The sequence below is a fragment of the Burkholderia sp. KCJ3K979 genome, assembly GCF_016759955.1.
In the GTDB taxonomy this organism is placed as follows: Bacteria; Pseudomonadota; Gammaproteobacteria; order Burkholderiales; family Burkholderiaceae; genus Burkholderia; species Burkholderia orbicola.
The window spans coordinates 38,924-63,200 of record NZ_JACFYV010000004.1; the positions used below are offsets into that span (position 1 = coordinate 38,924).

23 protein-coding genes are annotated in these 24,277 nt (G+C 67.6%); 7 read left to right on the forward strand and 16 right to left on the reverse strand.

Going from position 1 to position 24,277, the window contains the following annotated elements; genetic code table 11:
• Positions 1 to 146: 146 nt before the first annotated feature.
• The gene (locus H3O04_RS01990) at positions 147 to 1,193 is read left to right on the forward strand and encodes a DUF3592 domain-containing protein (RefSeq protein WP_202587032.1); all 1,047 of its coding nucleotides are present in this window, start codon (positions 147 to 149) and stop codon (positions 1,191 to 1,193) included.
• 36 nt (positions 1,194 to 1,229) lie between these two features.
• On the opposite strand, the gene H3O04_RS01995 is transcribed toward H3O04_RS01990, so the two are convergent.
• A complete protein-coding gene (locus H3O04_RS01995) occupies positions 1,230 to 1,844 on the reverse strand; it encodes a CGNR zinc finger domain-containing protein (protein ID WP_202587033.1) in 615 nt (204 codons plus the stop codon).
• An 81-nt stretch (positions 1,845 to 1,925) separates the two neighbouring features.
• Here H3O04_RS01995 and H3O04_RS02000 point away from each other — a divergent pair, with 81 nt between their 5' ends.
• A complete protein-coding gene (locus H3O04_RS02000) occupies positions 1,926 to 2,741 on the forward strand; it encodes an alpha/beta fold hydrolase (RefSeq protein ID WP_202587034.1) in 816 nt (271 codons plus the stop codon).
• Between the two features lie 29 nt (positions 2,742 to 2,770).
• Here H3O04_RS02000 and H3O04_RS02005 read toward each other — a convergent pair whose 3' ends face one another.
• From H3O04_RS02005 to H3O04_RS02030, 6 genes are all read right to left on the reverse strand, one after another.
• Positions 2,771 to 3,529 (reverse strand): amino acid ABC transporter ATP-binding protein, encoded by a 759-nt coding sequence (locus H3O04_RS02005; RefSeq protein WP_202587035.1) that lies wholly within the window; start codon positions 3,527 to 3,529, stop codon positions 2,771 to 2,773.
• Entirely contained in the window at positions 3,526 to 4,206 is a 681-nt protein-coding gene (locus H3O04_RS02010; RefSeq protein ID WP_012329442.1) for an amino acid ABC transporter permease, read from the reverse strand. Before H3O04_RS02010 ends, H3O04_RS02005 begins: the two co-directional genes overlap by 4 nt.
• 14 nt (positions 4,207 to 4,220) lie before the next feature.
• Positions 4,221 to 5,003 (reverse strand): amino acid ABC transporter substrate-binding protein, encoded by a 783-nt coding sequence (locus tag H3O04_RS02015; RefSeq protein WP_202587036.1) that lies wholly within the window; start codon positions 5,001 to 5,003, stop codon positions 4,221 to 4,223.
• Between the two features lie 180 nt (positions 5,004 to 5,183).
• The gene (phnY, locus tag H3O04_RS02020; protein ID WP_023476441.1) at positions 5,184 to 6,638 is read right to left on the reverse strand and encodes a phosphonoacetaldehyde dehydrogenase; all 1,455 of its coding nucleotides are present in this window, start codon (positions 6,636 to 6,638) and stop codon (positions 5,184 to 5,186) included.
• Between the two features lie 27 nt (positions 6,639 to 6,665).
• A complete protein-coding gene (gene phnA / locus H3O04_RS02025) occupies positions 6,666 to 7,904 on the reverse strand; it encodes a phosphonoacetate hydrolase (RefSeq protein ID WP_011694447.1) in 1,239 nt (412 codons plus the stop codon).
• Positions 7,897 to 8,394: a hypothetical protein gene (locus H3O04_RS02030; RefSeq protein WP_202587037.1), complete on the reverse strand. Its 498-nt coding sequence runs from the start codon at positions 8,392 to 8,394 to the stop codon at positions 7,897 to 7,899. Before H3O04_RS02030 ends, phnA begins: the two co-directional genes overlap by 8 nt.
• A gap of 33 nt (positions 8,395 to 8,427) precedes the next feature.
• Between H3O04_RS02030 and H3O04_RS02035 the strand changes: the two genes are divergently transcribed.
• Complete coding sequence (locus H3O04_RS02035) at positions 8,428 to 9,816, forward strand: FAD-dependent oxidoreductase (protein ID WP_202587038.1); 1,389 nt, start codon at positions 8,428 to 8,430, stop codon at positions 9,814 to 9,816.
• A gap of 92 nt (positions 9,817 to 9,908) precedes the next feature.
• Here the strand turns inward: H3O04_RS02035 and H3O04_RS02040 are convergent, their stop codons facing one another.
• Both H3O04_RS02040 and H3O04_RS02045 read right to left on the reverse strand, forming a co-directional pair.
• A complete protein-coding gene (locus tag H3O04_RS02040; protein ID WP_202587039.1) occupies positions 9,909 to 10,637 on the reverse strand; it encodes a phosphonate utilization associated transcriptional regulator in 729 nt (242 codons plus the stop codon).
• Positions 10,638 to 10,848: 211 nt separating this feature from the next.
• Positions 10,849 to 13,020: a phosphocholine-specific phospholipase C gene (locus H3O04_RS02045; protein ID WP_202587040.1), complete on the reverse strand. Its 2,172-nt coding sequence runs from the start codon at positions 13,018 to 13,020 to the stop codon at positions 10,849 to 10,851.
• Between the two features lie 226 nt (positions 13,021 to 13,246).
• On the opposite strand from H3O04_RS02045, the gene H3O04_RS02050 reads away from it, so the two are divergent.
• The gene (locus tag H3O04_RS02050) at positions 13,247 to 14,182 is read left to right on the forward strand and encodes a LysR substrate-binding domain-containing protein (RefSeq protein ID WP_202587041.1); all 936 of its coding nucleotides are present in this window, start codon (positions 13,247 to 13,249) and stop codon (positions 14,180 to 14,182) included.
• 99 nt (positions 14,183 to 14,281) lie between these two features.
• Here H3O04_RS02050 and H3O04_RS02055 read toward each other — a convergent pair whose 3' ends face one another.
• Complete coding sequence (locus H3O04_RS02055; protein WP_202587042.1) at positions 14,282 to 15,922, reverse strand: L-lactate permease; 1,641 nt, start codon at positions 15,920 to 15,922, stop codon at positions 14,282 to 14,284.
• Positions 15,923 to 16,339: 417 nt separating this feature from the next.
• On the opposite strand from H3O04_RS02055, the gene H3O04_RS02060 reads away from it, so the two are divergent.
• Entirely contained in the window at positions 16,340 to 16,657 is a 318-nt protein-coding gene (locus tag H3O04_RS02060; protein ID WP_077217409.1) for a DUF4148 domain-containing protein, read from the forward strand.
• A gap of 75 nt (positions 16,658 to 16,732) precedes the next feature.
• On the opposite strand, the gene gshA is transcribed toward H3O04_RS02060, so the two are convergent.
• The 3 genes from gshA to ada all read right to left on the reverse strand — a co-directional run bounded on the left by gshA (position 16,733) and on the right by ada (position 20,858).
• Entirely contained in the window at positions 16,733 to 18,346 is a 1,614-nt protein-coding gene (gene gshA / locus H3O04_RS02065) for a glutamate--cysteine ligase (protein ID WP_041489267.1), read from the reverse strand.
• Between the two features lie 464 nt (positions 18,347 to 18,810).
• Positions 18,811 to 19,770, reverse strand: a complete 960-nt coding sequence (locus H3O04_RS02070) for a DNA-3-methyladenine glycosylase family protein (protein WP_202587043.1) — start codon at positions 19,768 to 19,770, stop codon at positions 18,811 to 18,813.
• Positions 19,767 to 20,858, reverse strand: coding sequence for a bifunctional DNA-binding transcriptional regulator/O6-methylguanine-DNA methyltransferase Ada (ada, locus tag H3O04_RS02075; RefSeq protein ID WP_202587044.1), 1,092 nt, complete (start codon positions 20,856 to 20,858; stop codon positions 19,767 to 19,769). The genes H3O04_RS02070 and ada overlap by 4 nt, the downstream gene beginning before the upstream one ends.
• 428 nt (positions 20,859 to 21,286) lie before the next feature.
• Between ada and H3O04_RS02080 the strand changes: the two genes are divergently transcribed.
• Positions 21,287 to 21,700 carry a VOC family protein gene (locus H3O04_RS02080; protein ID WP_006498690.1) on the forward strand — a complete coding sequence of 138 codons (414 nt, stop codon included), beginning with the start codon at positions 21,287 to 21,289 and terminating at the stop codon, positions 21,698 to 21,700.
• 41 nt (positions 21,701 to 21,741) lie between these two features.
• Here H3O04_RS02080 and H3O04_RS02085 read toward each other — a convergent pair whose 3' ends face one another.
• From H3O04_RS02085 to speG, 3 genes are all read right to left on the reverse strand, one after another.
• Positions 21,742 to 22,296, reverse strand: a complete 555-nt coding sequence (locus H3O04_RS02085; RefSeq protein WP_006477425.1) for a YaeQ family protein — start codon at positions 22,294 to 22,296, stop codon at positions 21,742 to 21,744.
• Positions 22,297 to 22,485: 189 nt separating this feature from the next.
• Complete coding sequence (gene sap1 / locus H3O04_RS02090; RefSeq protein WP_006477424.1) at positions 22,486 to 22,833, reverse strand: surface attachment protein Sap1; 348 nt, start codon at positions 22,831 to 22,833, stop codon at positions 22,486 to 22,488.
• A 502-nt stretch (positions 22,834 to 23,335) separates the two neighbouring features.
• On the reverse strand, positions 23,336 to 23,878 hold the full coding sequence (gene speG / locus H3O04_RS02095) for a spermidine N1-acetyltransferase (RefSeq protein ID WP_202587045.1): 543 nt from the start codon (positions 23,876 to 23,878) through the stop codon (positions 23,336 to 23,338).
• A gap of 151 nt (positions 23,879 to 24,029) precedes the next feature.
• Between speG and H3O04_RS02100 the strand changes: the two genes are divergently transcribed.
• The gene (locus H3O04_RS02100) at positions 24,030 to 24,200 is read left to right on the forward strand and encodes a hypothetical protein (RefSeq protein WP_006477422.1); all 171 of its coding nucleotides are present in this window, start codon (positions 24,030 to 24,032) and stop codon (positions 24,198 to 24,200) included.
• Positions 24,201 to 24,277 lie beyond the last annotated feature (77 nt).

The following is a 24,277-nucleotide window of genomic DNA, read 5'->3' on the forward strand; positions in this document are numbered from 1 at the left end:
TTTTGGCGCGGCGCACTCGCGACACGCGCCCTTCGCGGCGGTACGCAACCGCACGCCTACCGCCCATCGTTTCCGCTAGAATCGTCCGACAAATATCACACGACCGGCGCCAACCATCGTCGTTTGCCCGCCGGCACTGAGAGAACATGGGACGTCAGACATGGAAGCATGTGAACGAGACGCGACCATTCAGAGGGCATGGTTGCGTCAATATCGGCCCGTCCGTCGCGATGGGCCGTTCACCGGGGCACACCCGAAGCCGCGCGACGCACGAACCGGATCGCGCCATGCCGGGTAAGGACGCGCTGATCGCGCTGATGATCGGTGTCGTCCTGTTCGTGCTGGCCGGCGTACTCGCCGTCACGGCCGGCCGGGAACCCGGCCACTTGGTCCGCGCGCCGGGCACGGTCGTGCGGATCGTCCAGGACAGCGATGCGATGCGCGCGTACCGGCCGATCGTCGCCTACCTCGCGAACGACGGCCAGCGCCGCGAAGTCGCCGGCAATACCGCGTCGACGGTCCCCGCATACGACATCGGCGAAAACGTCGACGTCCTGCTCGACCCCGATCATCCCGAGCGCCCCGCGCTGATCGACGATTTCACGCAACGCTGGTTTCCCGTGGCCGTGCCGGCGCTGCTCGCCGTCGCGTCGTTCGCGATCGGCGGGCTGCTGATCGCCAGCGAGCGCCGCCGACGGCAATCGGACCCGGCACCGCGCCGCGTCGCACGCAAGCCGGCACAGCGCCGCTGGGATGTCGCGATCGTGCTGATTCCGATCGCGATCGGCACGGGCTTCCTCGCCGGCGCCGGCGCGGCCGGCCTGCGTCAGTGGCAAATCGTCCACCACTATGCGCGTTCGACCGGCCACGTCGTCGAGATCGCGAAAAACGGGCGGTCGTCGCGGTCGCGCACGGCGCTGTATTCGGCCGTCGTCGCGTTCACCACCGACAGCGGGCGACTCATCACGTTCGCCCAGGGCTCGGCGTCGTCGCACCCCAGGCTGCACGAAGGCGACGCGGTCAACGTGCTGTACGACCCCGTCACGCCCGAGCGCGCGCTCGTCGACCGCTTCTGGGATCGCTGGGGCCTCACGGCCATCCTGTTCGCGATCGGTGCGCCGTTCCTGGCAGCGGGGCTGTTCGTCGCCGCGACGTTATGGCCCGATCATCGGCCGCACGAAGCCGCTCAATGACGCACGCGCGACGCGGCAATCGTCGCGACGCGCGCATCACCGCTCCCTGAACGCCTCCACCTTCGCGCGATTCCCGCACGTGCGCATGTCGCACCACCGCCGCCCGACGCCGCGGCCACGATCGACGAAGAACCACGTACACCGGCCGCACTGCCGCACGCGCGCGAAATCGTCGCTGCGCATCAGATGCTCGAAACCGAGCGCGACCGCATCGACCCAGCGCGACGCGGCCCGTGCATCGGGCCGCCATGCGAAGCGGCCGCCGATCGTGTCGAATGCGCTGCGCCCGATCGCGTCGCGGATCGCCACCGCGAGCCGCTCCGCCGCGCGCGCGCCCGCGCTGCCGCCGCCTTCGGCCGTCAGATGCGCGATCGCGACGTACGCGTCGTCGCGAAAGCGGCGCAGCGCCGCCAGTTCATCCGGGCCGTCCTGGCGCGGATGACGCAGCAACCGCGCCAGATCGTCGGGCGCCAGCAGTCCCGCTTTCCCGGCCCACGCCCGCACGGCCGGCCAGTCGACGAGCTTCTCCTCGTCGCGCGTCTTGCCCATGTCGGCCACCGTATTGAGAAAGTCGAGCGCCGGATGGCCGCCGATGAAATCGGCCGCACGCCATTCGTACCCGGGTCGCGCCGGGTCGGATCGAGTAACCATTTATTTTCACCTATCGGTTTCACATCCGGAGAATCCGGCGTAACCTGTTAACCACGAAAACAGGTTATCACGGAGGAGCCGATGCTCGAACTCCCGAACCGCTTCAATTTCGAAGGCCACCGGATTGCATGGGGCACGCTCGGCGAAGGTCCGCCGCTCGTCCTCGTGCACGGCACGCCGTTTTCGTCGCAGGTCTGGCGCCGGATCGCGCCGTGGCTGGCGCGACGCCATCGCGTGTACTTCTACGACCTGCTCGGCTACGGCCAGTCCGACATGCCGGATGCGGACGTGTCGCTGGGTCGCCAGAACGTGCTGTTCGGCGCGCTGCTGAATGAATGGAAACTGGCGCGGCCGCGCGTGCTCGCGCACGACTACGGCGGCGCAACCGTGCTGCGCGCGCACTTTCTCGACGGCATCGCGTATGCGGATCTGACGCTCGTGAACCCGGTCGCGATCGCGCCGCAAGGCTCGCCGTTCGTGCGTCACGTCGCGCAGCACGAAGCCGCGTTCACCGGCTTGCCCGCGTACGCGCACCATGCGCTCGTGTCGGCGTATATCGGCCACGCAGTCGCACGGCCGTTGAGCGACGACGTGCTGTCGATCTACCGCGAGCCGTGGCTCACGTCGGTCGGCCAGGCCGCGTTCTATCGCCAGATCGCGCAGATGCGCCAGCGCTACATCGAGGAAGCGGAGGCCCGCTACGCGCCGCCGAACTTTCCGGTGCGCATCGTGTGGGGCGAGGACGACGTGTGGATTCCGCTCGAACAAGGGCAGGCGCTCGCCGATCGCATCGCGAACGGCCAGTTGATCAGGGTTCCGCACGCGGGCCATCTGGTTCAGGAGGATGCGCCGGAAGCGATCGTCGCCGCCGTGCTCGACGGGTACGCGCCCGGCTGAGCATCGCCACACGCGTATCGTGTGTCGCGTCAGAACGCTGGCACGCCTTGCGCGAGCGTCGCGACGAACTTCGCGGTGCGCGGGTCGCGCGGCCGGCCGAACAGGTCGCGCGAGGCGCCCGCTTCGACGATGCGGCCATCGGCGAGGAACACCGCATCGTGCGCGATCGATGCGGCCAGGCGCAGGTCGTGCGTGGCCATCAGCATCGTCGTGCCTTCGCGCGCGAGCTGGCGCAGCACCTCGACCACTTCGACGGACAGCTCCGGATCGAGCGCCGACGTCGGCTCGTCGCACAGCAGCACCTGCGGCGACGGCGCGAGCGCTCGCGCGATCGCCACGCGCTGCTGCTGTCCGCCCGACAGCGTGGCCGGCCATGCGTCGGCCTTGTCCGCGATGCCGACCTTGTCGAGCAGCGCGAGCGCGCGCTCCCGGGCCCGTTCGCGCGGCCAGCGCTGCACGGTCACGAGCCCCTCCATCACGTTCTGCACGACGCTCAGGTGCGGAAACAACTGGAAGTTCTGGAACACCATGCCGGTCTGCTTGCGCACCGCGAACACCGCGTCGCGCGACGGCCGGCGCGCCGGCACGAAGTCGATGCGCGCATCGCCGACGACCAGCGCACCCGCCTCCGGCACTTCGAGCAGGTTCACGCAGCGCAGCAGCGTGCTCTTGCCGCTGCCGGACGGCCCGATCAGCGCGGTCACGCTGCCCGGCTGCAGCGCGAGATCGATCCCGCTCAGCACGCGGTGCGTGCCGAACGACTTGTCGATGCATTCGAGGCGGATCATCGCAACTCCGCGTGGAACAGCGCGTGGCGGCCGAAGCGAAGCTCTAGCCGGCGTTGCAGCGACGACAGCACCGAGCTGAACAGCAGATAGATCAGCGCGGCTTCGGTATAGAGGATCAGCGGCTCGTAGGTCACGGCCGCGATGCGTTGCGCGGCCTGGAAGATCTCGGGCACCGTCAGCACGGCCGCGAGCGACGTGTCCTTCACGAGCGAAATGAATGAATTCGACAGCGCGGGCAGCGCGACACGCGCGGCCTGCGGCAGGATCGCGCGACGCAGCGCCTGCGCGCGCGTCATCGACATCGAGTACGCGGCCTCCCACTGCCCCTTCGGCATCGATTCGATCACGCCGCGAATCACTTCCGCGTTGTATGCGCCGACGTTCAGCGAGAAACCGATCACGGCGGCCGTCAGCGGATCGAGCACGATGCCGACGTTCGGCAATCCGTAGAAGATTACGAACAGTTGCACGAGCAGCGGCGAGCCGCGAAACAGCCAGATATAGAACCGCACAACAGCTTGCGCCCAGCGCGGCCCGAACAGCCGCGTGAGCGCCGTGCCGAACGCAAGCAATAAACCGATCGCGAACGACGCGAGCGTGAGCGGAACCGTGAACACGAGCCCTGCAACGAGCAGGGGCCGCAGCGATTCCGCCATCAGGTGCAGCCAGGCCGGCATCGTTCAGCCTCGCGTCACGGCTGCGACACGTCGCGGCCGAAGTACTTCTGCGAGATCTTCGCGTAGGTACCGTCCGCCTTGATGTCCGCGAGCGCCTTGTCGATCGCCGCCACCAGCGCGGGGCTGCCCTTGCGCAGCAGCACGCCGGATGCGTCGCCCGCGCCGCTCGTGTCGGTCGCCGCGATCTTCAGTTTCGCGTCGGGCTTGTGCTTGCGGAAATCGAGGTACGACAGCGAATCGTTGATCGTCGCATCGACGCGGCCGGACGTCAGCAGGTCGATCGATTCGTTGAAGCCCTGCACAGGCACCACGTCGGCGCCGTGCGCGGCCGCGAGCTTGCCGAAATTGCTGGTCAGCGTGTTCGCGGATTTCTTGCCCTTCAGGTCGTCGAACGAGCGGATCGCCGTGTTGTCCGCGCGCACGATCAGCACCGCGTGCGACGTGATGTACGGCGTCGAGAAATCGTATTTCGCCTTGCGCGCGTCGGTGATCGACACTTCGTTGACGACCGCGTCGTAGCGGTTCACGTCGAGCCCCGCGATCAGCCCGTCCCATTTTCCTTCGACGAACTGCGGCTTCACGCCGAGGCGCTGCGCGATCGCGGTTGCGATGTCGACGTCGAAGCCCGTCAGTTTGCCCGTCTCGTCGTGGTACGTGAACGGTGCATAGGTGCCTTCGGTGCCGACGCGGAACACGCCGGCCGACTTGATCTGCGACAGGTCGTCGGCAGCCAGCGCACTGGTGGCCGCGGTGGCCTGCAGCAGCGCGACGACCAGGAGGGAGCGGAGGAATTTCATGGTGCGGACCCCGAATGATTGGAGAGGATCATCCCGCCGGCGCGCCGGCGCCGTTCGAGAGGTCCGCGAATTCTACCGATGCGTGGAGGGCCGGCAAAAACGCAAATCGGCTAACGATATGAGCCGATCGAATAACGCCCGCACCGGCCACGATGCCGGCGCGGGCGCCTTACACGTCGCTTACCACGGCAGCGAATACGTCTTGGTATTCGTGAAGCTCTTCATCGCTTCCTGCACGCCCTCCTTGTACCCGAGCCCCGAATCCTTCACGCCGCCGAACGGTGTCAGTTCGAGCCGGTAGCCGGGCACCTCGCGCACGTTCACGCTGCCGACTTCCAGCTCGGTGATGAAGCGCGTGATGTGGTCGAAGCGGTTCGTGCATACCGACGACGACAGCGCGTAGTCGGTGCTGTTCGACATCCGGATCGCCTCGTCGATGTCGCGAAAACGCATGATCGGCGACACCGGGCCGAAGGTTTCATGCTTGACCAGCGGCATGTCGGGGGTCACGCGATCGACGACGGTCGGCGAATACAGCGCGCCGTCGCGCACGTTGCCGACCAGCAGCCGCGCCCCGCGCGCGATCGCGTCGTTCACCTGCTGCTCGCAGAATTTCGCGGCCGCTTCGTCGATCACGGTGCCCATGTCGACCGACGGATCGGACGGATTGCCGTACGACCAGGCGCGCGTCTTCTCGACGACGAGTTCCGTGAAGCGATCGGCCACCGCCTCGTGCACGAGCATCCGCTTGATCGCCGTGCAGCGCTGCCCGGAATTCTTGTACGAGCCCGACACCGCGAGCGTGCTCGCTTCGTCGAGATCGGCGTCTTCCATCACGATGATCGGATCGTTGCCGCCGAGTTCGAGCACCGCGCGCCGGTAGCCCATCCGCGCGGCGATCGACTTGCCGATCGACACGCCGCCGGTGAACGTGATCATGTCGATCGCCGGGTTCGTGATCAGCTCGTCGGCGATCTCCTTCGGGTCGCCGGTGATCACCTGCAGCATCTGCGGCGGCAGGCCGGCTTCGTACAGGATGTCCGCGAAGCGATAACACGACAGCGGCACCTTCTCCGACGGCTTCACGACGATCCGGTTGTTGGTCGCGACCGACGGCACGATCTTGTGCGCGACCTGGTTCATCGGATGGTTGAACGGCGTGATCGCCGAAATCACGCCGAGCAGCGGATCGCGCTGCGTGTACACACGGCGCTTCTTGCCGTGCGGCGTCAGATCGCACGAGAAGATCTGCCCGTCGTCCTTCAGCACTTCGCCGGCGCCGAAGGTCAGCACGTCGGCCACACGGCCGGCTTCGTACGTCGAATCCTTGAGGCACAACCCGGCCTCGGCCGTGATCAGCGCCGCGATCTCGGCGGTGCGCGCCCGCACGATGTCGGCCGCGCGACGCAGGATCGCCGCGCGATCGTGGCGCGTGAGCGTCGGCCGGTACGCACGCGCAACGGCGAAGGCGCGGCGCACGTCGTCGAGCGTCGCCTTCGGCACGGTGCCGACCAGCGTGCCGTCGTACGGGTTGCGTACTTCGATCACCGCGTCGCGGTAGATCTTTTCACCGTCGATTCGCAGTGCTTCACGATGAGGCGTGCGGACGTCCGTCGATGCTGCAATGGCGTTCATGAGTGTCTCCTGGCGGATGCGGCCGCGTCACTGCAGATGGTTGAGCGCGATGTCGATGATGTCGAAGTTGCGCAGCCGCGCGCGGCCTGTGACGTCGGTCGCGACCGGCTTGCTGAAGATCAGCGGCACGATCTGCTCGGAGATCCCGCCGTGCGAGCGCAGCGGCACGTCGAGGCCCGACAGGTCGTGCTTGATGCGGCGCGTGCCGAGCACGACGTCCTGCTTCGAGATCACGATCAGGTCACCCATCCGCGCGGGCGGCAGCTCGAAGCGCGCGCAGCCTTCGGCGCCCGTCAGCACGACCTCGATGCCGTCGACCGCGGCGAGCCGCGCGCGCAGCGCATCGGTGTCGGCGTCGCCCGGCACGTAGACGGTCGCGAACGAACCGAGCGCGCCGTGGTGCACGACGTACGGGTCGGTGATCGGCAGGATCACGCGCGCCGCATCGTGGCCGAGCCATTCGTCGAACAGCTCCTGCAGGTAGATCACGTTCGGCTCGCCGGTCGCGTCGTCGTGCTTCGCGTTCATCCCGTGATCGGCGGTGATCGCGACGATCGCGCCGAGTGCGTCGAGGCGCTGCAGGTAGGTGTCCATCATCGCGTAGAACGCGTTCGCGCCGGGCGTGCCCGGTGCGCACTTGTGCTGCACGTAGTCGGTCGTCGACAGGTACATCAGGTCGATCGGGCGCGTCTCGAGCAGGCGCACGCCGGCCGCGAACACGAATTCCGACAGGTCCGCGCTGTACACGCTCGGCACCGGCTTGCCGACCAGCTCGAGCACGTGGTCGATGCCGTTTTCCTCGACGCTCGCTTCATCGGCCTTTTCCGACGAGAAGCAGATGCCCTTGAGCCCCTTGCCGAGCAGGCGGCGCAGCTTGTCCTTCGCGGTGACGACCGCGACGCGCGCACCCTGCTCGGCGAAGGTCGCGAGCACGGTGGGGGCGACGAGGTACTTCGGATCGTTCATCAGCACCTCGGCGCCGGTGTCGCGATCGTAGAAGTAGTTGCCGCTTATCCCGTGGATCGCCGGCGGCACGCCGGTGACAATCGACAGGTTGTTCGGATTGGTGAAACTCGGCACCACGCACTCGCCCTTGAGCGCCGTGCCGGGCTTCAGCAGCGTGCGCAGGAACGGCGCGACGCCGGCCTCGGCGGCTTCCTCCAGATATTCGTATGCGCAGCCATCGACGCAGACGACCACCACGGGCCGGCTCATCCAGTTGTAGCGGCGGCCGTTCACTTCCACGGATACAGGCGTTTCAGTCATGACGTTCATTCCTTTCGGTTCGAAGGGGGTTGAGCGGTCGGCGCCCGCGCCGTGGCCACTGCTGTTTTCGACGCTTGACATTAAAGTCGATGATTTGTAGATTGTCAACAACATGCAGAGAACAGAAAGCAAACGGCAAAATGGATGATGCGCATGCAAGGTGTGGCGGCCGCGCATCCGCCCTCTGCCGCGGCGCGGTTTTTATCAGGCGGTCAAAAAGCGTGACTACAGTCGGCATCCGGGCAAGCTCGCCAAGGTCGATGCGGTCCGCGCCGGCTGCGTCGACCATTTCGGCGAAGCCGGGATTCCCGGCGTCGTCGCGGCGATCGCGGGCACGCTGAAGACGATGGGCGTGCGCCGCGTATCGGCCGAAGCGGCGGCCCGACGATGCGACGCGATGCACCAAGCCGCGCTGCGCGCCCCGCCGCCGCCGTCCATCGCCGTGCGGCGGTTTCGTTTTCGTTTTTTGCTTTCCCGTCGTGCGCCGCACGGCAATCTTCGACCCTTACCGGCATGGCACCCGATGCGCCCCTTCTGGATCGAACAAGCGCTGTTCAACGACGGCGATCTCGCCCCCGCGCTGCAAGGCGCGACGCAGGCCGACGTGTGCATCGTCGGCGGCGGCTTCACGGGCCTCTGGACCGCGATCCAGGCGAAGCAGCACAACCCTGCGCTCGACATCGCGATCCTCGAGGCCGATCTGTGCGGCGCGGGCGCGAGCGGCCGCAACGGCGGCTGCCTGCTCACGTGGTCCGCGAAATTCCTGACGCTGCGGCGCCTGTTCGGCGAAGCCGAGGCGATCCGGCTCGTGAAGGCATCGGAAGCGGCCGTGCAGCACATCGCCGATTTCTGCCGCGCGCACGAGATCGATGCCGAATTGCGGCTCGACGGCACGCTGTACACCGCGACGTCGCGCGCGCAGGTCGGCACGCTCGCGCCGGTGCTCGACGCGCTCGCCGCGTGCGGCATCCACAGCTACGAGCCGCTGCCGCCCGCCGAGGTCGCACGCCGCTCGGGCTCCGCGCGCAATCTCGACGGCGTCTACTCGCCGATCGCCGCGACCGTGCATCCCGGCAAGCTCGTACGCGGGCTGCGCCGCGTCGCGCTTGCAATGGGCATCCGCATCTACGAGCGCACGCCGATGCTCGACTTCACGCTCGGCCAGCCGGTCGTCGTGCGCACGCCGTCCGGCAGCGTGAGCGCCGGCAAGCTCGTGTTCGCGATCAACGCGTGGATGGCGAGCCGCTTCCCGCAGTTCGAACGGACGATCGCGGTGGTGTCGAGCGACATGGTGATCACCGCGAAATGCCCGGAGCTGCTCGAGCGGACCGGGCTCGTGGACGGCGTATCGGTGCTCGATTCGCGGATCTTCGTGTACTACTACCGCACGACCGCCGACGGGCGGCTGATGCTCGGCAAAGGCGGCAACACGTTCTCGTGGCGCAGCCGCATCGCGCCCGTGTTCGATCGCCGCTCGCCGTACGAGGCGCAGCTCACGCGCAGCCTGCGCGAATTCTTCCCGTCGCTCGCCGGCGTGCCGATCACCGCGAGCTGGAACGGGCCGTCGGATCGTTCGGTGACGGGCTTCCCGTTCTTCGGCCGCCTCGACGACGCGCCGAACGTGTTCTACGGCTTCGGCTATTCGGGCAACGGCGTCGGGCCGACCTACATGGGCGGGCAGATCCTGTCGTCGCTGGTGCTCGGCCTCGACAACGCATGGACGCGCAGCCCGATCGTGCGCGGCCCGCTCGGCCATTTCCCGCCGGAGCCGATCCGCTATGTCGGCGCGCACGTCGTGCGCAACGCGATCCGCCGCAAGGAGCGCGCGGAGGACGAAAGCCGGCAGCCGTCGGTGGTCGATACGTGGCTCGCGAAATTCGCGAGCGCGGCGGGGAAGGCCGACAAGGCGTGACGAAGCGTTGAGCGGAACCTACAACGAAAAAGGGACGCGGATACGCGTCCCTTTGCCGGTGCGCGGCAGCCCGCGCGGGCATTGACCGACGCTTACGCGCCGGCCTTCTCCCGCGCCGCCTTGCCCGTCGCGGGCAGCCCCTGCTCGTCGTGCGTACGGCGCATCCGCGCGAGGCCGTGCGCGACGTGCTCGCGCACGAGCGCGACGGCCTTGTCCTCGTCGCCGGCCGCGAGCGCCTGCACGATCTTGTCGTGCTCGCCCGCCGACACGGCGATCGCATCCTCCTCGGCCTCGATCGCCGCCTGGCGCAGCAGGCCGAGCTGGCGCACGAGCCGGCGGTAGGTATCGGTGAGATGGGTATTGCCGACGCCGACGACCATCGCGTCGTGGAACTGCACGTTCAGCTCGGTATAGCGCGTGACGTCGTGCGTCTTCGCGGCGTCCTTCATCGACTGGATGATGCCCTTCAGCACCTTCAGCGTATCGGGCGAGATGCGCTTCGCGAGCGCGCGTGCGACCGATTCGTCGAGCATCGCGCGCACTTCGTAGATCTCCTCGGCCTCGCGCAGCGGCACGACCCGCACGGTCACGCCGCGATTCTTCTCGTTGCGCAGCAGGCCGGCCTGCTCCAGCGCGCGAAACGCCTCGCGCACCGGGCCGCGCGACACGTTCAGCTTCGTCGCAATCTCGACTTCGTTGAGCTTTTCGCCGGGCGCGTATTCGCCGGAGACGATCGCGCGCTCGAGCATGTCCTGGACGATCATCGCGAGCGACTGGCTTTGCAGGAGTTCGATGGCGCTGAGCGCGTTCGGGGCAGTCATGGTCGGGCAGGCAGCGGGGGCTGTGGATGAAAACGAGGGCGCCATATCGGCGAATGATCCTTGTATACCCTCGGCCCCGAATATTGTCAACAGTTTTCAGTTTCCAAAAGCCAATCCTGCGGGGCGGAGCGCCACCCGCCTGCAGCCGGCACGCGGTGGTCGCGCGCTACGGGCGAACTGCCCCGCTTCGCACGACCGCCGCGTCGCGCCGTCAGGCCGTCTGCTTCACCGGCCCCGGATCGCTGTGGCTCGGCCGGCCCGTCTCGACGTGGCCCGCGAAGCGGCGCACGACCTTGTCGTCGCCGCCGCGCAGCGTGGTCGCGGTAATCGTCAGATCGTACCAGCCGTGGCTCGACGACAGCTCGAAGTGCGCCTCGATGCGCTCGCCCGGCGCCAGCGTGTAGGTGCGTGCATGCGCATGGCTGTACGCGTTGTCGACCGTCACGCGGCAGCTCGCGCGCCCGCTGTTGCGCAGTTGCAGGTACACGTGGCGATTGCGCACGTCGTAGCCGATCTTGGCTTCGGGGTTCGCGTGGCGGCCGTCTGCGGCGAGCCGCGTGTTGCCCTGGAACTCGCACAGATAGCCGTTCGGGCCGTAGGCCGCGAGATGATAGTCGCCGCGCGCGGCCGACGTGCTCCACGTGTCGACGAAGCGGTCGCGCGCGGACACCGCGTAGCGGCGCGGCGGCGTCGCCGGGTTGCGGCGGTCGTACACGTAGAACGCGGCGCCCGCGTCGCCGGTGTTCGCGAAGTCGAGCGACACGGTGTCGTCATGCGCGCCCACGCGGCTGTGCACGAACAGCTCGTACGGCAGCGCACGCGCCGGCCGCGTGCCCGGCTCCTGCGCCGGCATCGACTGTTGCGCGGGCACCTGGTACGCCTGGCCGGCGGTGGCGAGGTGCTGCGGCACCGTGAAGCTCACCGTGCGCGTGTCGGGACGCGCGGAGAAGTCGAACGCCGACGTGAGGTCGCCGCAGATCGACCGGCGCCACGCGCTGATGTTCGGCTCCTTCACGCCGAAACGGGCTTCGAGGAAACGCAGCACCGACGTATGGTCGAACGTCTCCGAGCAGACCCAGCCGCCCTTCGTCCACGGCGAGATGATGATCAGCGGCACGCGCGGCCCGAGGCCGATCGGCTGGATGCCGCCCGGGTCGGCGCCCGGCACGAGCGGGCTCATTTCGCCCGGGTACTTGTTCAGGTCGAGCAGCTCGTCGCCGAGGTTCGACAGCAGGTTCGACGACACGATGCCCTGCCCGCCCACGCCGCTCGTGACCGGCGGCACCGGCGGCACGACGTGGTCGAACAGCCCGTCGTTCTCGTCGTAGTTCAGGATGAACACCGTCTTCGCCCACACTTCCGGGTTCGACGTCAGCGCCTCGAGCACCATGTTGATGTAGAACGCGCCGTCGGTCGGCGACGCCTGCGGGTGCTCGCTGTACTTGTACGGCGACACGATCCACGACACCTGCGGCAGCCGGTTGGCCTGCACGTCGGCCTTCAGTTCGGCGAGCGTATGGTCCGACGCGCCCTTGTCGACCAGCGGGCCGCTCGCGCCTTCCTTCACCTGGAAGCGCTTGAAGAACATCAGCGAGTTGTCGGTGTAGTTGTCGGTCGGGTCGCCCGGAATGCCGGTGCCGCCCTGGTACACCTTCCAGCTGATCTTCGCGTTCTCGAGCCGTTCGGCGTAGGTCGTCCACGTGTAGCCGTTCACGTCGTTGCGCTCGCCGATGCCCGGGCCGTTCGGCGCGCTGCCGTAGACGTTGCGCGAGTCGACCGTGCCGGTCCACAGGTAGATCCGGTTCGGCGCCGTGTCGGCATGCGCGGAGCAGAAGTACGAATCGCAGATCGTGAACGCGTCGGCGAGCGCGTAGTGGTACGTGAGATCCTGGCGCTTCAGGTAGCCCATCGTCAGCACGTCCTGCTTCTGGTTCACCCACTGGTCCCACTGGCCGTTGTTCCAGGACAGGTGGCCGCTGCTCCAGCCGTGGTTGGTGCCCGGCTGGAATTCGGTCGTCTGCTTCGGGTCGAGGTAGAACGGCAGCACGTACGGCGCCGACGGATCGAGCCCGCGCGAATGGTAGTTCTTCGTGAACACCGACGCCGGCGGCTGTTGCCACACCGGTGCGCCGTTCGGCAGCAGGTGCGGGCGCGGGTCGTTGAAACCGCGCACGCCGCGCAGCCCGCCGAAGTAATGGTCGAACGAACGGTTTTCCTGCATGAAGATCACGACGTGCTCCACGTCGCGGATCGTGCCGGTGCGATAGGCGGCCGGCATCGCCAGCGCATTGCGGATCGCGGGCGGGAAGCCCGCGTAGGCGGCCATCGCGCCGGCCGACTGCGCGGCGAGGCGCAGGAAATCGCGTCGATTGTTCGAAGACATGAAGAGCACCTGTGGTCGGTGGGAGTGGGGGCGCCGGGCGAGCGGGCCGGCGATCTGGCGTCGCCGTTATTACCCCGCACCGGCATGTCCCGGCCGTGACCGGTTCCCGCAGGTTTCTTGCGGTCACCCCCAGCTTTTTTTCGAAGTCTCGCACGGCGCGTCTTTCATCCGGCCGACATATGCGTGCGCTACGCTGACGCGCGATGAAGAGGGGAGAAGCCGAGTCGTGTTCGATCAGCTGAAGGCGTTCCACGCGACCGTCCGGCAGGGCAGCATCACGCGCGCCGCGCGCCACCTGGGCGTGAGCCAGCCGACGATCGCCGCGCAGATCCGGCAGGTCGAGCAGGTGTACGGCGTCGAACTGTTCTACCGCAGCGGCCGCAAGCTCGAGGTGACCGAGACGGGCATCGAGCTGCTGCCGCTCGTCGAGAAGATGATCGCGCTCGAGGCGCAGGCCGACATCATGCTGCGCAACGTCGGCGGCCTGTTCGAAGGCCACCTGCGGATCGGCGCGACGGGCCCGTACTACATCATGGACGCGGTCGGCCGCTTCTCGAGCGCGCACCCGTCGATCGCGCTCACGTGCCGGATCGGCAACTCCGAGGAAATCCTGCAGGCGCTGCAGGAATTCCGCATCGATCTCGCGGTCTCGTCGCAGCGCAACGACGCCGACGGCCTCGAACGCAAGGTGATCTCGACCGATCCGCTCGTGCTCGTCGTGCACCGCCATCATCCGCTCGCGCGGTTCGATTCGATCGACCCGGCGCGGCTCGCCGACGTGCGGCTGCTGATGCGCGAGGAAGGGTCGGTCACGCGCCGCTGTACGGAGACGATCCTCGCGACGGCCGGCGTCGCGGCCACCTCGGTCGCCGAGATTGGCAGCCGCGAAGCGATTCGCGAGGCGATCCTGCATGGGGTGGGTGGGAGCCTGTTTCCGCTCGGCGAGGCTGAACGTCATCCGGACCTCCGCGTGATCGCGCTGCGCGGCGTCGACACGACGATCGACGAATACGTGTACTACCTGAAAGCGCGCCGCCAGAGCCCCGCGATCGATGCGTTCCTTGCGTGCATCCTGCCGGGCGGCGGAGAAGCGGCCGACGTGGTCGATGCTGCCGACGCGATCGAAACCGGACGAACGATGCGGCGGGCGAACGCGCGCTGAGCCGCCGCGCGTTCACCGCTTCCGCACACTACGTGGCGCTTTTCCCGCGCCTTCCCTCGTTGCCTTCCTCGTGCCTTCCTTCTGTCGCAGCGCCGTGCGTCACTTCGGCAGCGCCGGAATCATCCAGGTCAGCACGTGCTGCTGCAGGAACACCAGCACGCCGAGCAACAGCGTGAGGATCACGCTGTGCCAGAAGGTGCGTGCGAACACGACACCCTCCTGCCCTTTCAGGTCCGTCGTCGACACGCCCGTCGCGATGTTCTGCGGCGAGATCATCTTGCCCATCACGCCGCCCGACGAGTTGGTCGCGGCCATCAGCACCGGATCGAGGCCGAGCTGCCGGGCGGCGACGACCTGCAGGTTGCCGAACAGCGCGTTGCCCGACGTGTCGCTGCCGGACAGGAACACGGCGATCCAGCCGAGCGATGCCGACACCAGCGGGAACAGCGCACCGGTGGACGCGACGCCGGTGCCGAGCGTATAGCTGATGCCCGAGTAGTTCAGCAGGTACGCGAGCCCGACGATCATCATCACGGTGACGATCGCGATCCACGTCTGCCGCCACGTCTTCACCACGCATTCGACGAACGCGCCGGGGCCGGTGCGCGTCAGCGCGGCCGTGATGATTGCCGATACGAGGATCGCGGTGCCCGTGCCGAGCGGCTGGAAATCCCAGATCGCCGCGTACGGCTTGTGATACAGCGACACGTATACGGCGTTGTGCAGGCCCGGCCACTTGATCTTCACGTCGCCGATCGCCGCGATGTTCGCGTGCACCCACACGATCACGACCACCGACACGACGAGCCACGGCAGCCAGCCGCCGAAGCCCGCGCGCGCGGCGCCGGCAGCGGCCGGCACGCTGCGCGCGAGCGCGTATTGCGGATCGGGCTGCGGCTTCCACAGCTGCAGGAAACCGATCGTCACGATCAGCGACGTGAGCGACGACAGCACGTCGGTGAGCTGGTAGCCGAGGAAGTTCGACGTGACGAACTGCGCGATCGCGAAGCTGCCGCCCGACACGAGCAACGCCGGCCACAGCTTCGCGATCGAGCGCAGCCCGCCGTACGCGCCGACCACGTAGAACGGCAGCAGCAGCGCGAAGAACGGCAACTGGCGGCCGACCATCTGCGCGAGCGTCGCGGGCGGCAGCGACGTGACCGCGCCGAGCACGGTGATCGGCACGCCGAGCGCGCCGAACGCGACCGGCGCCGTGTTGAACAGCAGCGTATAGGTGAGCGCTTCGAGCGCGGGAAAGCCGAGCGCGATCAGCAGCGCGCTCGTGATCGCGACCGGCGTGCCGAATCCGGAAATTCCTTCGAGCAGACAGCCGAACGAGAACGCGACGACGAGCAGCACGAGGCGGCGATCGTCGGGCAGGTTGTCGAGCATCCACTGCCGGAACTGGTCGAAGCGGCCCGACTTCACCGCGATGTTGTACAGCAGCAGCGCGTTGAAGACGATCCACATCACCGGCACGACCGCGAGCGCCATGCCGGCGCCGACCGCGTTGAACGCGAGCCCGGCCGGCATGCCCCACGCGCCGATCGCCACCGCGAGGCCCGCGACGAGCCCGGCGAGCGACGCCTGCCACGCGGGGCGGCGCAGCACGCCGAGCGCGATCAGCGCGACCGCGATCGGGATCGCGGCGACGAGGAACGACAGGAGCAGCGAATTGGCGACGGGCGTCAACGGTTGCGCGAAGACGATGCCGGGCGGTAGGGCGTCGGTGGGATTCATCGTGTCTCCAGAGTCGACCCGCTTCGCATCTCGATGCGCCGGGTTCGGGTCAAGGCGATGTCCTGCAGTCACGGCCACGATCAGGCGCTTGCTTACGCAACGACGTTGCGCGGCCAACCGATCGGTCGCTTAAAAGAGGTTAGGAGGCGCGACGCGCTTGTACAAGGGGGAGAAGCCCGATACGGGCGAGCCGATAGGCGCCAGCCGCCGCGCGATGACCGACAGATGGCGCGCGGCTGGCGCGTTCGACAGGAAACCCGTCGCGACGGCCCACCGGCGCCCGCAATGTTGCGCGGCCGGAAAAGGTGACTGCCAGCCACGAGGATGTTTCGTTTGGCCTCCGAAGCCTAGACTGGCTGCATCGTTTCCGGCCGCGCCGGCGATGGCGCGGCACCGGAACCTCACGGAGCACACACGATGAAGACGATGAAACACGCGGCATGCGCATTCGTGCTGATCGGCGCGGCGTTCGCCGCTCACGCGCAAGCCGCGTCGACGCTCACCCGCGCGCAAGTCCGCCAGGAACTCGTGGAACTGGAGGCCGCAGGCTACCGGACGAGCCTCGCAAGCAGTCCCGACTTTCCGCGGAACATGCAGGCGGTCATGCAGCGTGCCGCGCAGGCGCGCGGTGAAGGGGACGTTGCCGGTTACGGCAGCGACGGCCGGGCGACCGGGGAATCAGGCAAGCCGGCGCTGCCGCACGCGGTCGATCGCGGCACGTATGCGCATCACTGACCGGCTCACCGACGGAACCGGATGGATCGCACGGCAGCGGCGCGGCACACGCTGCGCCGGCCGCGTGCGCGATCGTCACACGCTGAAGCGGTTCAGCGTATAGGCGCGATAGGCGGCGACGAATGCGTCGAACGATCCGGCCTCCTTCGCTTCGAGCTCGGCCTGCTCGGCCAGCGACTTCGCGGCAAGCGCCTGCTCGGTGTGCAGCGTCTCGGCCGACGGCGGGTGCGCGCGGAAATGCGCGGCATGCGCTTCGCTCTGGGCGAGCCCGAACGCGAGGAACGACTGGCCGTTCTCGCGCATCGTGCGTAGCACGCGCGCCGACGGCGTGCGCTCCGGATCGGCGAGCTTCTCGCGCTGCGCGGCGATCGCGCGTGCATGCTCGTCGCCGCCGCGGATTTCGTCGAGCCGGCGGCCGACGATTTCGATATCGGCCATCAGTTCATCGGCCCACTGCTGCAGCGTGACCGATCGACCTTCACGCGTCAGCGCGAGCCCCGGCTTGCGGCCGTCCAGCGTCACGCTGCCGAAGTTCGCGTTCGCTTCCTTGTACGCGTCGCAGTCGAGCGGCGCGCTGTCGTCGAGCGCGCACGCGAGCAGGAACGCGTCGATGAAGCGCGCGGTCTCCAGCGCGATGCCGGTCGGCTCGAACGGGTCGATGTCGAGGCAGCGCACTTCGATGTACTGCACGCCGCGCGACGCGAGCGCATGCAGCGGCCGCTCGCCCGAATACGTGACACGCTTCGGCCGGATCGTCGAGTAGAACTCGTTCTCGATCTGCAGCACGTTCGTGTTGATCTGGATCCACTCGCCGTCGCGATGCGTGCCGATCGCCTCGTACGCCGGATACGGCTCGCTCACGGCCTTCGACAGCGCGTCGAGATAGCCCGGCAGCGTGTTGTAGTCGACGTGCAGCGCGGCCTGGGCCGTCGTGTTCGAGTAGCCGAGATCGCTCATGCGCAGGCTGGTCGCATACGGCCGGTACAGCGTATCGGCGTCGAACGTGTCGAGCTTGTGCGGCTTGCCGCGCAGGAACTTCGTGTCGAGCACCGGCGACGCGCCGAACAGATACATCAGCAGCCAGCTGCGGCGGCGGAAGTTGCGGATCTGCGCGAGATAGCGTTCCGACTGGTAATCGACGAGCGTCGCCGTCGACTCTTCTTCCTCATGCAGGCGCCGCCACACTTCCTCGTGCAGCGAGTAGTTGTAGTGGATGCCGGCGATGCACTGCATCGTGCGGCCATAGCGATACGCGAGTCCGCGGCGGTACACCGTCTTCAGGCGGCCGATGTTCGACGTGCCGTAATTGGCGATCGGGATCTGGTCGTCGGCCGGCAGCAGGCCGGGCATCGAATCGTTCCACAGGATCTCGTCGCCGAGCGATGCATAGACGTAGCGATGCAGATCGTCGAGGCGTTCGAGCGTGAGCGCGGCGTCGCGCTCCGCGGGCGTGATCAGTTCGATCAGCGCTTCGGAATAGTCGGTCGTCAGCGCCGGATGCGTGAGCGCCGAACCGAGCGCGCGCGGATGCGGCGTGAACGCGATCATCCCGTCGCGCGTCACGCGCAGGCTTTCCTTCTCGATGCCGCGCAGGCCGTCGGGCAGATGCTGCCGCGTCGGGCCCGAGCTCAGCGCGTCGAGGCGTTTCAGCAGCAGTTCGGACTGGCGGTGAGTCATGGTGTTCGACATGGAGACGCAAGTGCGTGACGGCCGCGCGCAGAACGCCGCGCGCGGCCGGCTGGATTGTTGGTCGCTTCGTTGGTAGCGGGCACTTTAACATCTCGCCGGAAGCCGCGCTTGAGGTGGCCGCGGGCACGGCGCGCGGGCCTGAGCGGGTGATCGGGCGGGGCGGGCGGGGCAGTCCCGGCCCGTATCCCCGGTTCCCGACGAAGCCGATCGGCACGGCGGCCACCGCAATTCGTCGGACGGAATGTGAATGGCGAACGGGTGGCGGCAGGTGCAACCGTACCGCTGAATCGATCGGGAAACGACGCGTGCGCAGGCATCGCACGCGCTACATTCGGCCGGCACCGCAGGGGGCGGAAGCGCCGTGACGGCGCCGCGTCACGCCCCGGCGCTTGCCGCATGCCGGCACCGCGTGCGCGACGGGTTGCGGCGCTGCCTCCTTGCGGGCGCACCCGGCCGCGGCGTGCTTACCCGCCGCGCGCGCCGCCTGCCCGGTCGGCCACTTCGTTCCACAGATGCAGCGCCGCATACGCACGCCACGGCCGCCAGCCTTCGGTGCGGTGCTTCTGGCTGGCGAGCCGATCGAGCGCCGGGTCGCGCGCGGCGATCGACTGCATCAGCACGAGGTCGGATGCCGGCCACGCGTCCGGGTCGCGCCATGCACGCATCGCGATGTATTCGACGGTCCACGGGCCGATGCCGGGCAGATCGAGCCACGCGCTGCGCAGCGTCGCGAGATCGGCATGCGCGCGATCGACCGGCACGTCGCCGGCCGCCACCGCGCGCGCCACGCCGGTCAGCGCGGCCACGCGCTTGCCGGGCATCCCGATCTTGTCGAGATCGCACGCGGCCAGCGCGTCGGGTGTCGGGAACCGCCACGCGGGCGCGCCGTCGTCTTCATGAATCACGCGTTCGCCGGCCCGTTCGACGAGCCGGCCGACGATCGTCGTCGCGGCCTTCACGCTCACCTGCTGGCCGACGATCGCGCGCACGGCCAGCTCGAACCCCGACCACGCACCCGGCACGCGCAGCCCCGGCGCGGCCTCGACGAGCGGCGCGAACCACGGATCGCGCGCGAGGCCGCCGCCGATCGCAGCCGGATCGGCGCCGAGGTCGAACATCGTCGCGACGCGTGCGGCGAACGCATTGTCGACGTGACGCGCGACCGCCCCTTCGACGGTCGCGATCAGGCAATGCTTGCGCGGATGTTTCGTGACGGTGAGTCGGCCCGCATCGCCGTGCAGATCGACGATGCGGCGATACACGCCGTCCGCGACCTGCTCGACACCGGGAATCGCGCGCCCGCTGAAGAAGCGCAGCACGCGCGCCCAGTCGTACGGCGCCTTGTAGCGCAGCTCCATCTGCGCGGACGGCGGCACAGGGCCGCCGTTCGCGAGGGAGGTAATCGTTGTCGTGTCGATGCTCAAACCGCACTGCCCTCCGTCTCGGCTTCGGCTTCATCGTTGTGAACATGGCGCGCCTCGGCCGCGAGCAGCGTCGCCTTGCGGCGCACGCCCCAGCGATAGCCGGCGAGCGCGCCGCCCTTCTGCACGACGCGGTGGCACGGAATCGCGAGCGCGACCGGATTCGACGCGCACGCGGACGCGACCGCCCGCACCGCGCGCGGCGAGCCGAGCGCCTCGGCGATCTCCGAATAGCTCCGCGTTTCGCCGTACGGGATATGCGTCAGCGCTTCCCACACGCGCTGCTGGAACGCGGTCGGCGCGATGTCGAGCGGCAGGTCGAACGCCTGCCGCGTGCCGTCGAGGTACGCGCGGATCTGCGTGACGAACGGCGCGAGCCGGGCCGACGCTTCGACCAGTTCGGCGCGGGCGAACGTGTCGTTCAGCTCGCCGACGAGCGACGCCGCGTCGTCGCCGAATGCGATCCGGCAGATGCCTTGCTCGGTGGCGGCGACGAGCACCGTGCCGAGCGACGTCGACGCGGTCGCATAGTCGATCCGCAGGCCGGCGCCCTGGCGGCGGAACGCGGACGGCGCCATCCCCAACTCGCGCGGCACCGACGCATAGAGCCGCGACGGCGAGTTGAACCCCGCGTCGACGGCCGCCTGCGTGACCGGCTGCCCGCTTTGCAGCGCCTGCCGCAACGCGGCGCCGCGCTGCGCGGCCTGGTACTGCCGCGGCGACACGCCGACCACACGCTTGAAGAGCCGCTGCAGGTGAAACGGGCTCACGTGCACGGCGTCGCTCAACTGCTGCAGCGTGAGCCGCTCGGCGTGCGCGTCGAGCACCGCGCATGCACGATTGACGATTTCCAGCTCGCGCGGCAGCCCTTCCGGCTGGCAACGCTTGCAGGGCCGGAAGCCGGCCGCGCGCGCGGCCGCCGTATCGGCGAAAAAGGACACGTTCTCGCGGCGCGGCTGGCGCGACGCGCAGGTCGGGCGGCAGAACACGCCGGTCGTGCTGACGGCATAGAAGAACGCGCCGTCCGCATGCGGATCGCGCTCGGTCACGGCGCCCCAGCGGGCATCATCGGTCGGATAGGCGGTTTTCATCTGAACCTCGCACTCTCTAGTGTAGATGGTGCCTACTCTAGCCATCGGCACATGCCGTCGCGCCCTGAATCTTGCTCTGTGATTCGCGCCGGCGAACGGGGTCGCATTATCAAAGATCAAATCCGACGAAACGTGGCGGCGGCTGCTCCAGCGCCGTTTTCGTCATCGTCCCGTCACCGTTTTGCTGCAGTGCGGATGCGACAAATCGCCGTCCTGACGTTTTTTTGCAATCGGAATATTGCGTCGCACCATCGCCGTGTGTATAGTTGGAACTGTCTCCTCCATGTCTCCTCCTGATATGGATTAAGCCCGTTCCGCTCTGCGTGAACGGGCTTTTTTTCGTCCGTCGATTGTGCCGCGTTCCGGCCGGCAGCGCAGGCGCGATGCGTCTACACTCGATGCTCGTCGACTGCGAAGGAGTCCCGCCCATGAAGCCCACCATCCGCGGAATCGATCACATCGTGCTGCGCGTGACCGACATGGCGGCAATGACGCGCTTTTACTGCGATGCCGTCGGTTGTCATGTGGAGAAGGAACAGCCCGACCTGGGCCTCGTGCAACTGCGCGCCGGCGACGCGCTGATCGACCTGCTGACGGTTGGCGGCCCGATCGACCGGCCCGACAGCGGCCCGCCCGGCACCGGGCGCAACCTCGATCATCTGTGCCTGCGCGTCGAGCCGTTCGATCCCGACGCACTGATCGCCCATTTCGCCGCGCATGGCGCGCGGCCCGGCGCGCCGGCCGAGCGCTACGGCGCCGGCGGCTACGGCCCGTCGATCTACCTGTTCGATCCCGAAGGCAACATGGTCGAATTCAAGGGGCCGCCGGCCGCGCTCGGCTGAACGCGGCCGGCGCGCGGGCCCTGACGGGCCCGTACGGACCCTTATGCGCCCTCGCGCGCCTTCAGCACCGTCCACTCGACCGCGACCGGATCGTGGTCGGCGCTCGAGATCCACGCGGTGCCGTCCTGCACCGTGCACTGCAGGCGCATCGTGCGCGCCGCGAGCCGCCCGAGCGCGGCCGCGACGCCGTCGGCGAGCGACAGCACCTGCACGTTGCGTAGCCGTTCGACCTTGCTGCGCACGCCCTGCCACCAGATATCCGACGTCTTGCCGCCGTAGGCGATGACCGTGACCTGCCCGGCGCGGCCGGCCGCCTTCGAGATGCGCCGTTCGTCGGGCTGGCCGGCCTCGATCCACACGTCGATCGCGCCCGTCAGATCCTTCTGCCACAGGTCGGGCTCGTCGACGTCCGACAGCCCCTTGCAGAATTCGAGCCGCTCGTGCGCGAACAGCGCGAACGCGACGATGCGCACCATCATCCGGTCGTCGGTTTCCGACGGATGGCGCGCCACCGTCAGCGCATGATCGGCGTAGTAATGCCGATCCATGTCGGCGATTTGCAGTTCGGCTTTGTAGATCGTGGATTTCAGCGCCATGCGGATACGGCCCGGGCGGGCATTCGGTTCGGTCGGGCCGTGATGATACCGAATGCGCGCCGTCCGGCGTGCGTGATGCGCAATCCACAGCGCAACGGCCCGGCAGGCGCCGGGCCGTGATCGGTTCGCGCCGCCGGCTGGTCGAGCCGGCGCGCTCGCGCGTCGTGCGACAGCGCGATGAAGGGATGCTTACTGCTTGACGAAGCGCGAATCGGTCCAGAGGCCTTGCTGGTCGCTGTTGTCGGCGCTGACGAACTGCACGTCGCCCTGATCGACCGACACCACGCGGAAACGCTGGCCTTCCGGCACCGACAGGCAGCGGAAGTCGTCGAAGTACTGCTGCTTCGCCTGCGACTTGCCGTCACGTTCGTGATTCAGTACGGAATCCAGATTGTCTTTCGACAGGCAGCCCCATGCGTTCTTCGTCAGCTGGATTTCCTGCTTCGGCTTGACGGCCGAATCGCCGCCGGCCTGGGCAATCGACACAGCGCAAAATGCGCCGACAAGGGCAAAAAGGACACCGGTACGCTTGATCATGTTCTGTCTCCAAGCTTGCGGGCACCAGGCTGGGTTAGCTATGTGTTTAAAGGTGATCGTGAACCCGCGTTTTTCACTTTAGAAGACCGGTAAACGATAGCAAGCACATTTGTTGTGCGACCGCAATAGCGGCGGATTGTCGCACCCCGTGCGCAGGCTGCTTTTTGCGCAACGGGCACCGCCGGCAAGTGCGGCCAAACTGCGCATCGACCCGCGTGCCCGGGCGGAGAGCGTTACCAGGCAAGGCTTTCAGCAAAGTTACAATGCGGCGATTGAACGGTTTGGATAATCCATTTCGCTATCCGGATCATTTTGATGCGATGCACATAAAGTCATCCGAAACGATTCGACTTTACCGCAGCGCGGAATCGCAAATACCTGATACAAGAAAAATGCCAGGTATAAGCGTATCCGTATTTATCCGTAGTTCCCGGCCTGTATTCGGCGTTCGCGAAACCTCGTCGCAAGCGCTTTTACCGGTGTGGCGTTTACCCTGCTTTATTCAGGCGGTTTGCTGCCGCTCGAAATAATCGCGCTGGAAGATGCACATCCGATAAGCGTTGTGATATACGCCATTCCCGAAAAATTCTTCCTTCAATTCGGCCTCGTGCTGGAATCCGCATTTCTCGTACACGTGAATCGCCGCCGCGTTCGACGTATCGACGATCAGGTACAGCTTGCGCATGTTCAGCACCTTGAACGCGTACTCGATCGCGAGGCGCGTCGCCTGGCCCGCATAGCCGCGCCCCTGGCGCTGCGGCGCGATGATGATCTGGAACTCGCCGCGGCGGTGGATGTAGTCGAGCTCGATCAGCTCGACGAGGCCGACCAGTTCGCCCTGCGCATCGACCGCGACGAAACGGCGCTCGCGCTGGTCGTGTACGTGGCGGTCGTACAGTTGCGACAGTTCCGAGAAGGTTTCGTACGGCTCCTCGAACCAGTAACGCATGATCTTCGCGTCGTTGTTCAGTTCGTGGACGAAGCGCAGGTCCTGGCGCTCCAGCGGCCGCAGCGCGAGCGTGTTGGTATCGTTCTGGAGTTGCATGTTCATGTCCTTTTGGAGGCCGGCGCACGTGCGGAACGCCCGCGCGGCGCGGCCGCGTTCGGGCCCGTTTCGCACTGTAAGAAATTGAACGCGGGCGGAGTTCAGAGCCTAGAATGGGAGCAAGGGTTCCTGCCACCGCAAGGAGGCTATCGTGGTCGAGCAAGTCATCCTCGGAATTTTCCTCGTGCTGCCGCTCGTCATCGTGGCTGCGCTGTTTTCCGACGAACTGTGGCAGGAGCACCGCCGCCAGCATCCGCGCGACGAGAACGCACCGCACATCGACTGGAAGCATCCGTGGCGCCGCGTGCGACGCGGACATTGACGTCGATCATCGCCATCCGCGACAAGCGCCGGCCGGGGCGACCCGGGCCGCGTAACCTGCCGGGCACGCCCCTTGCG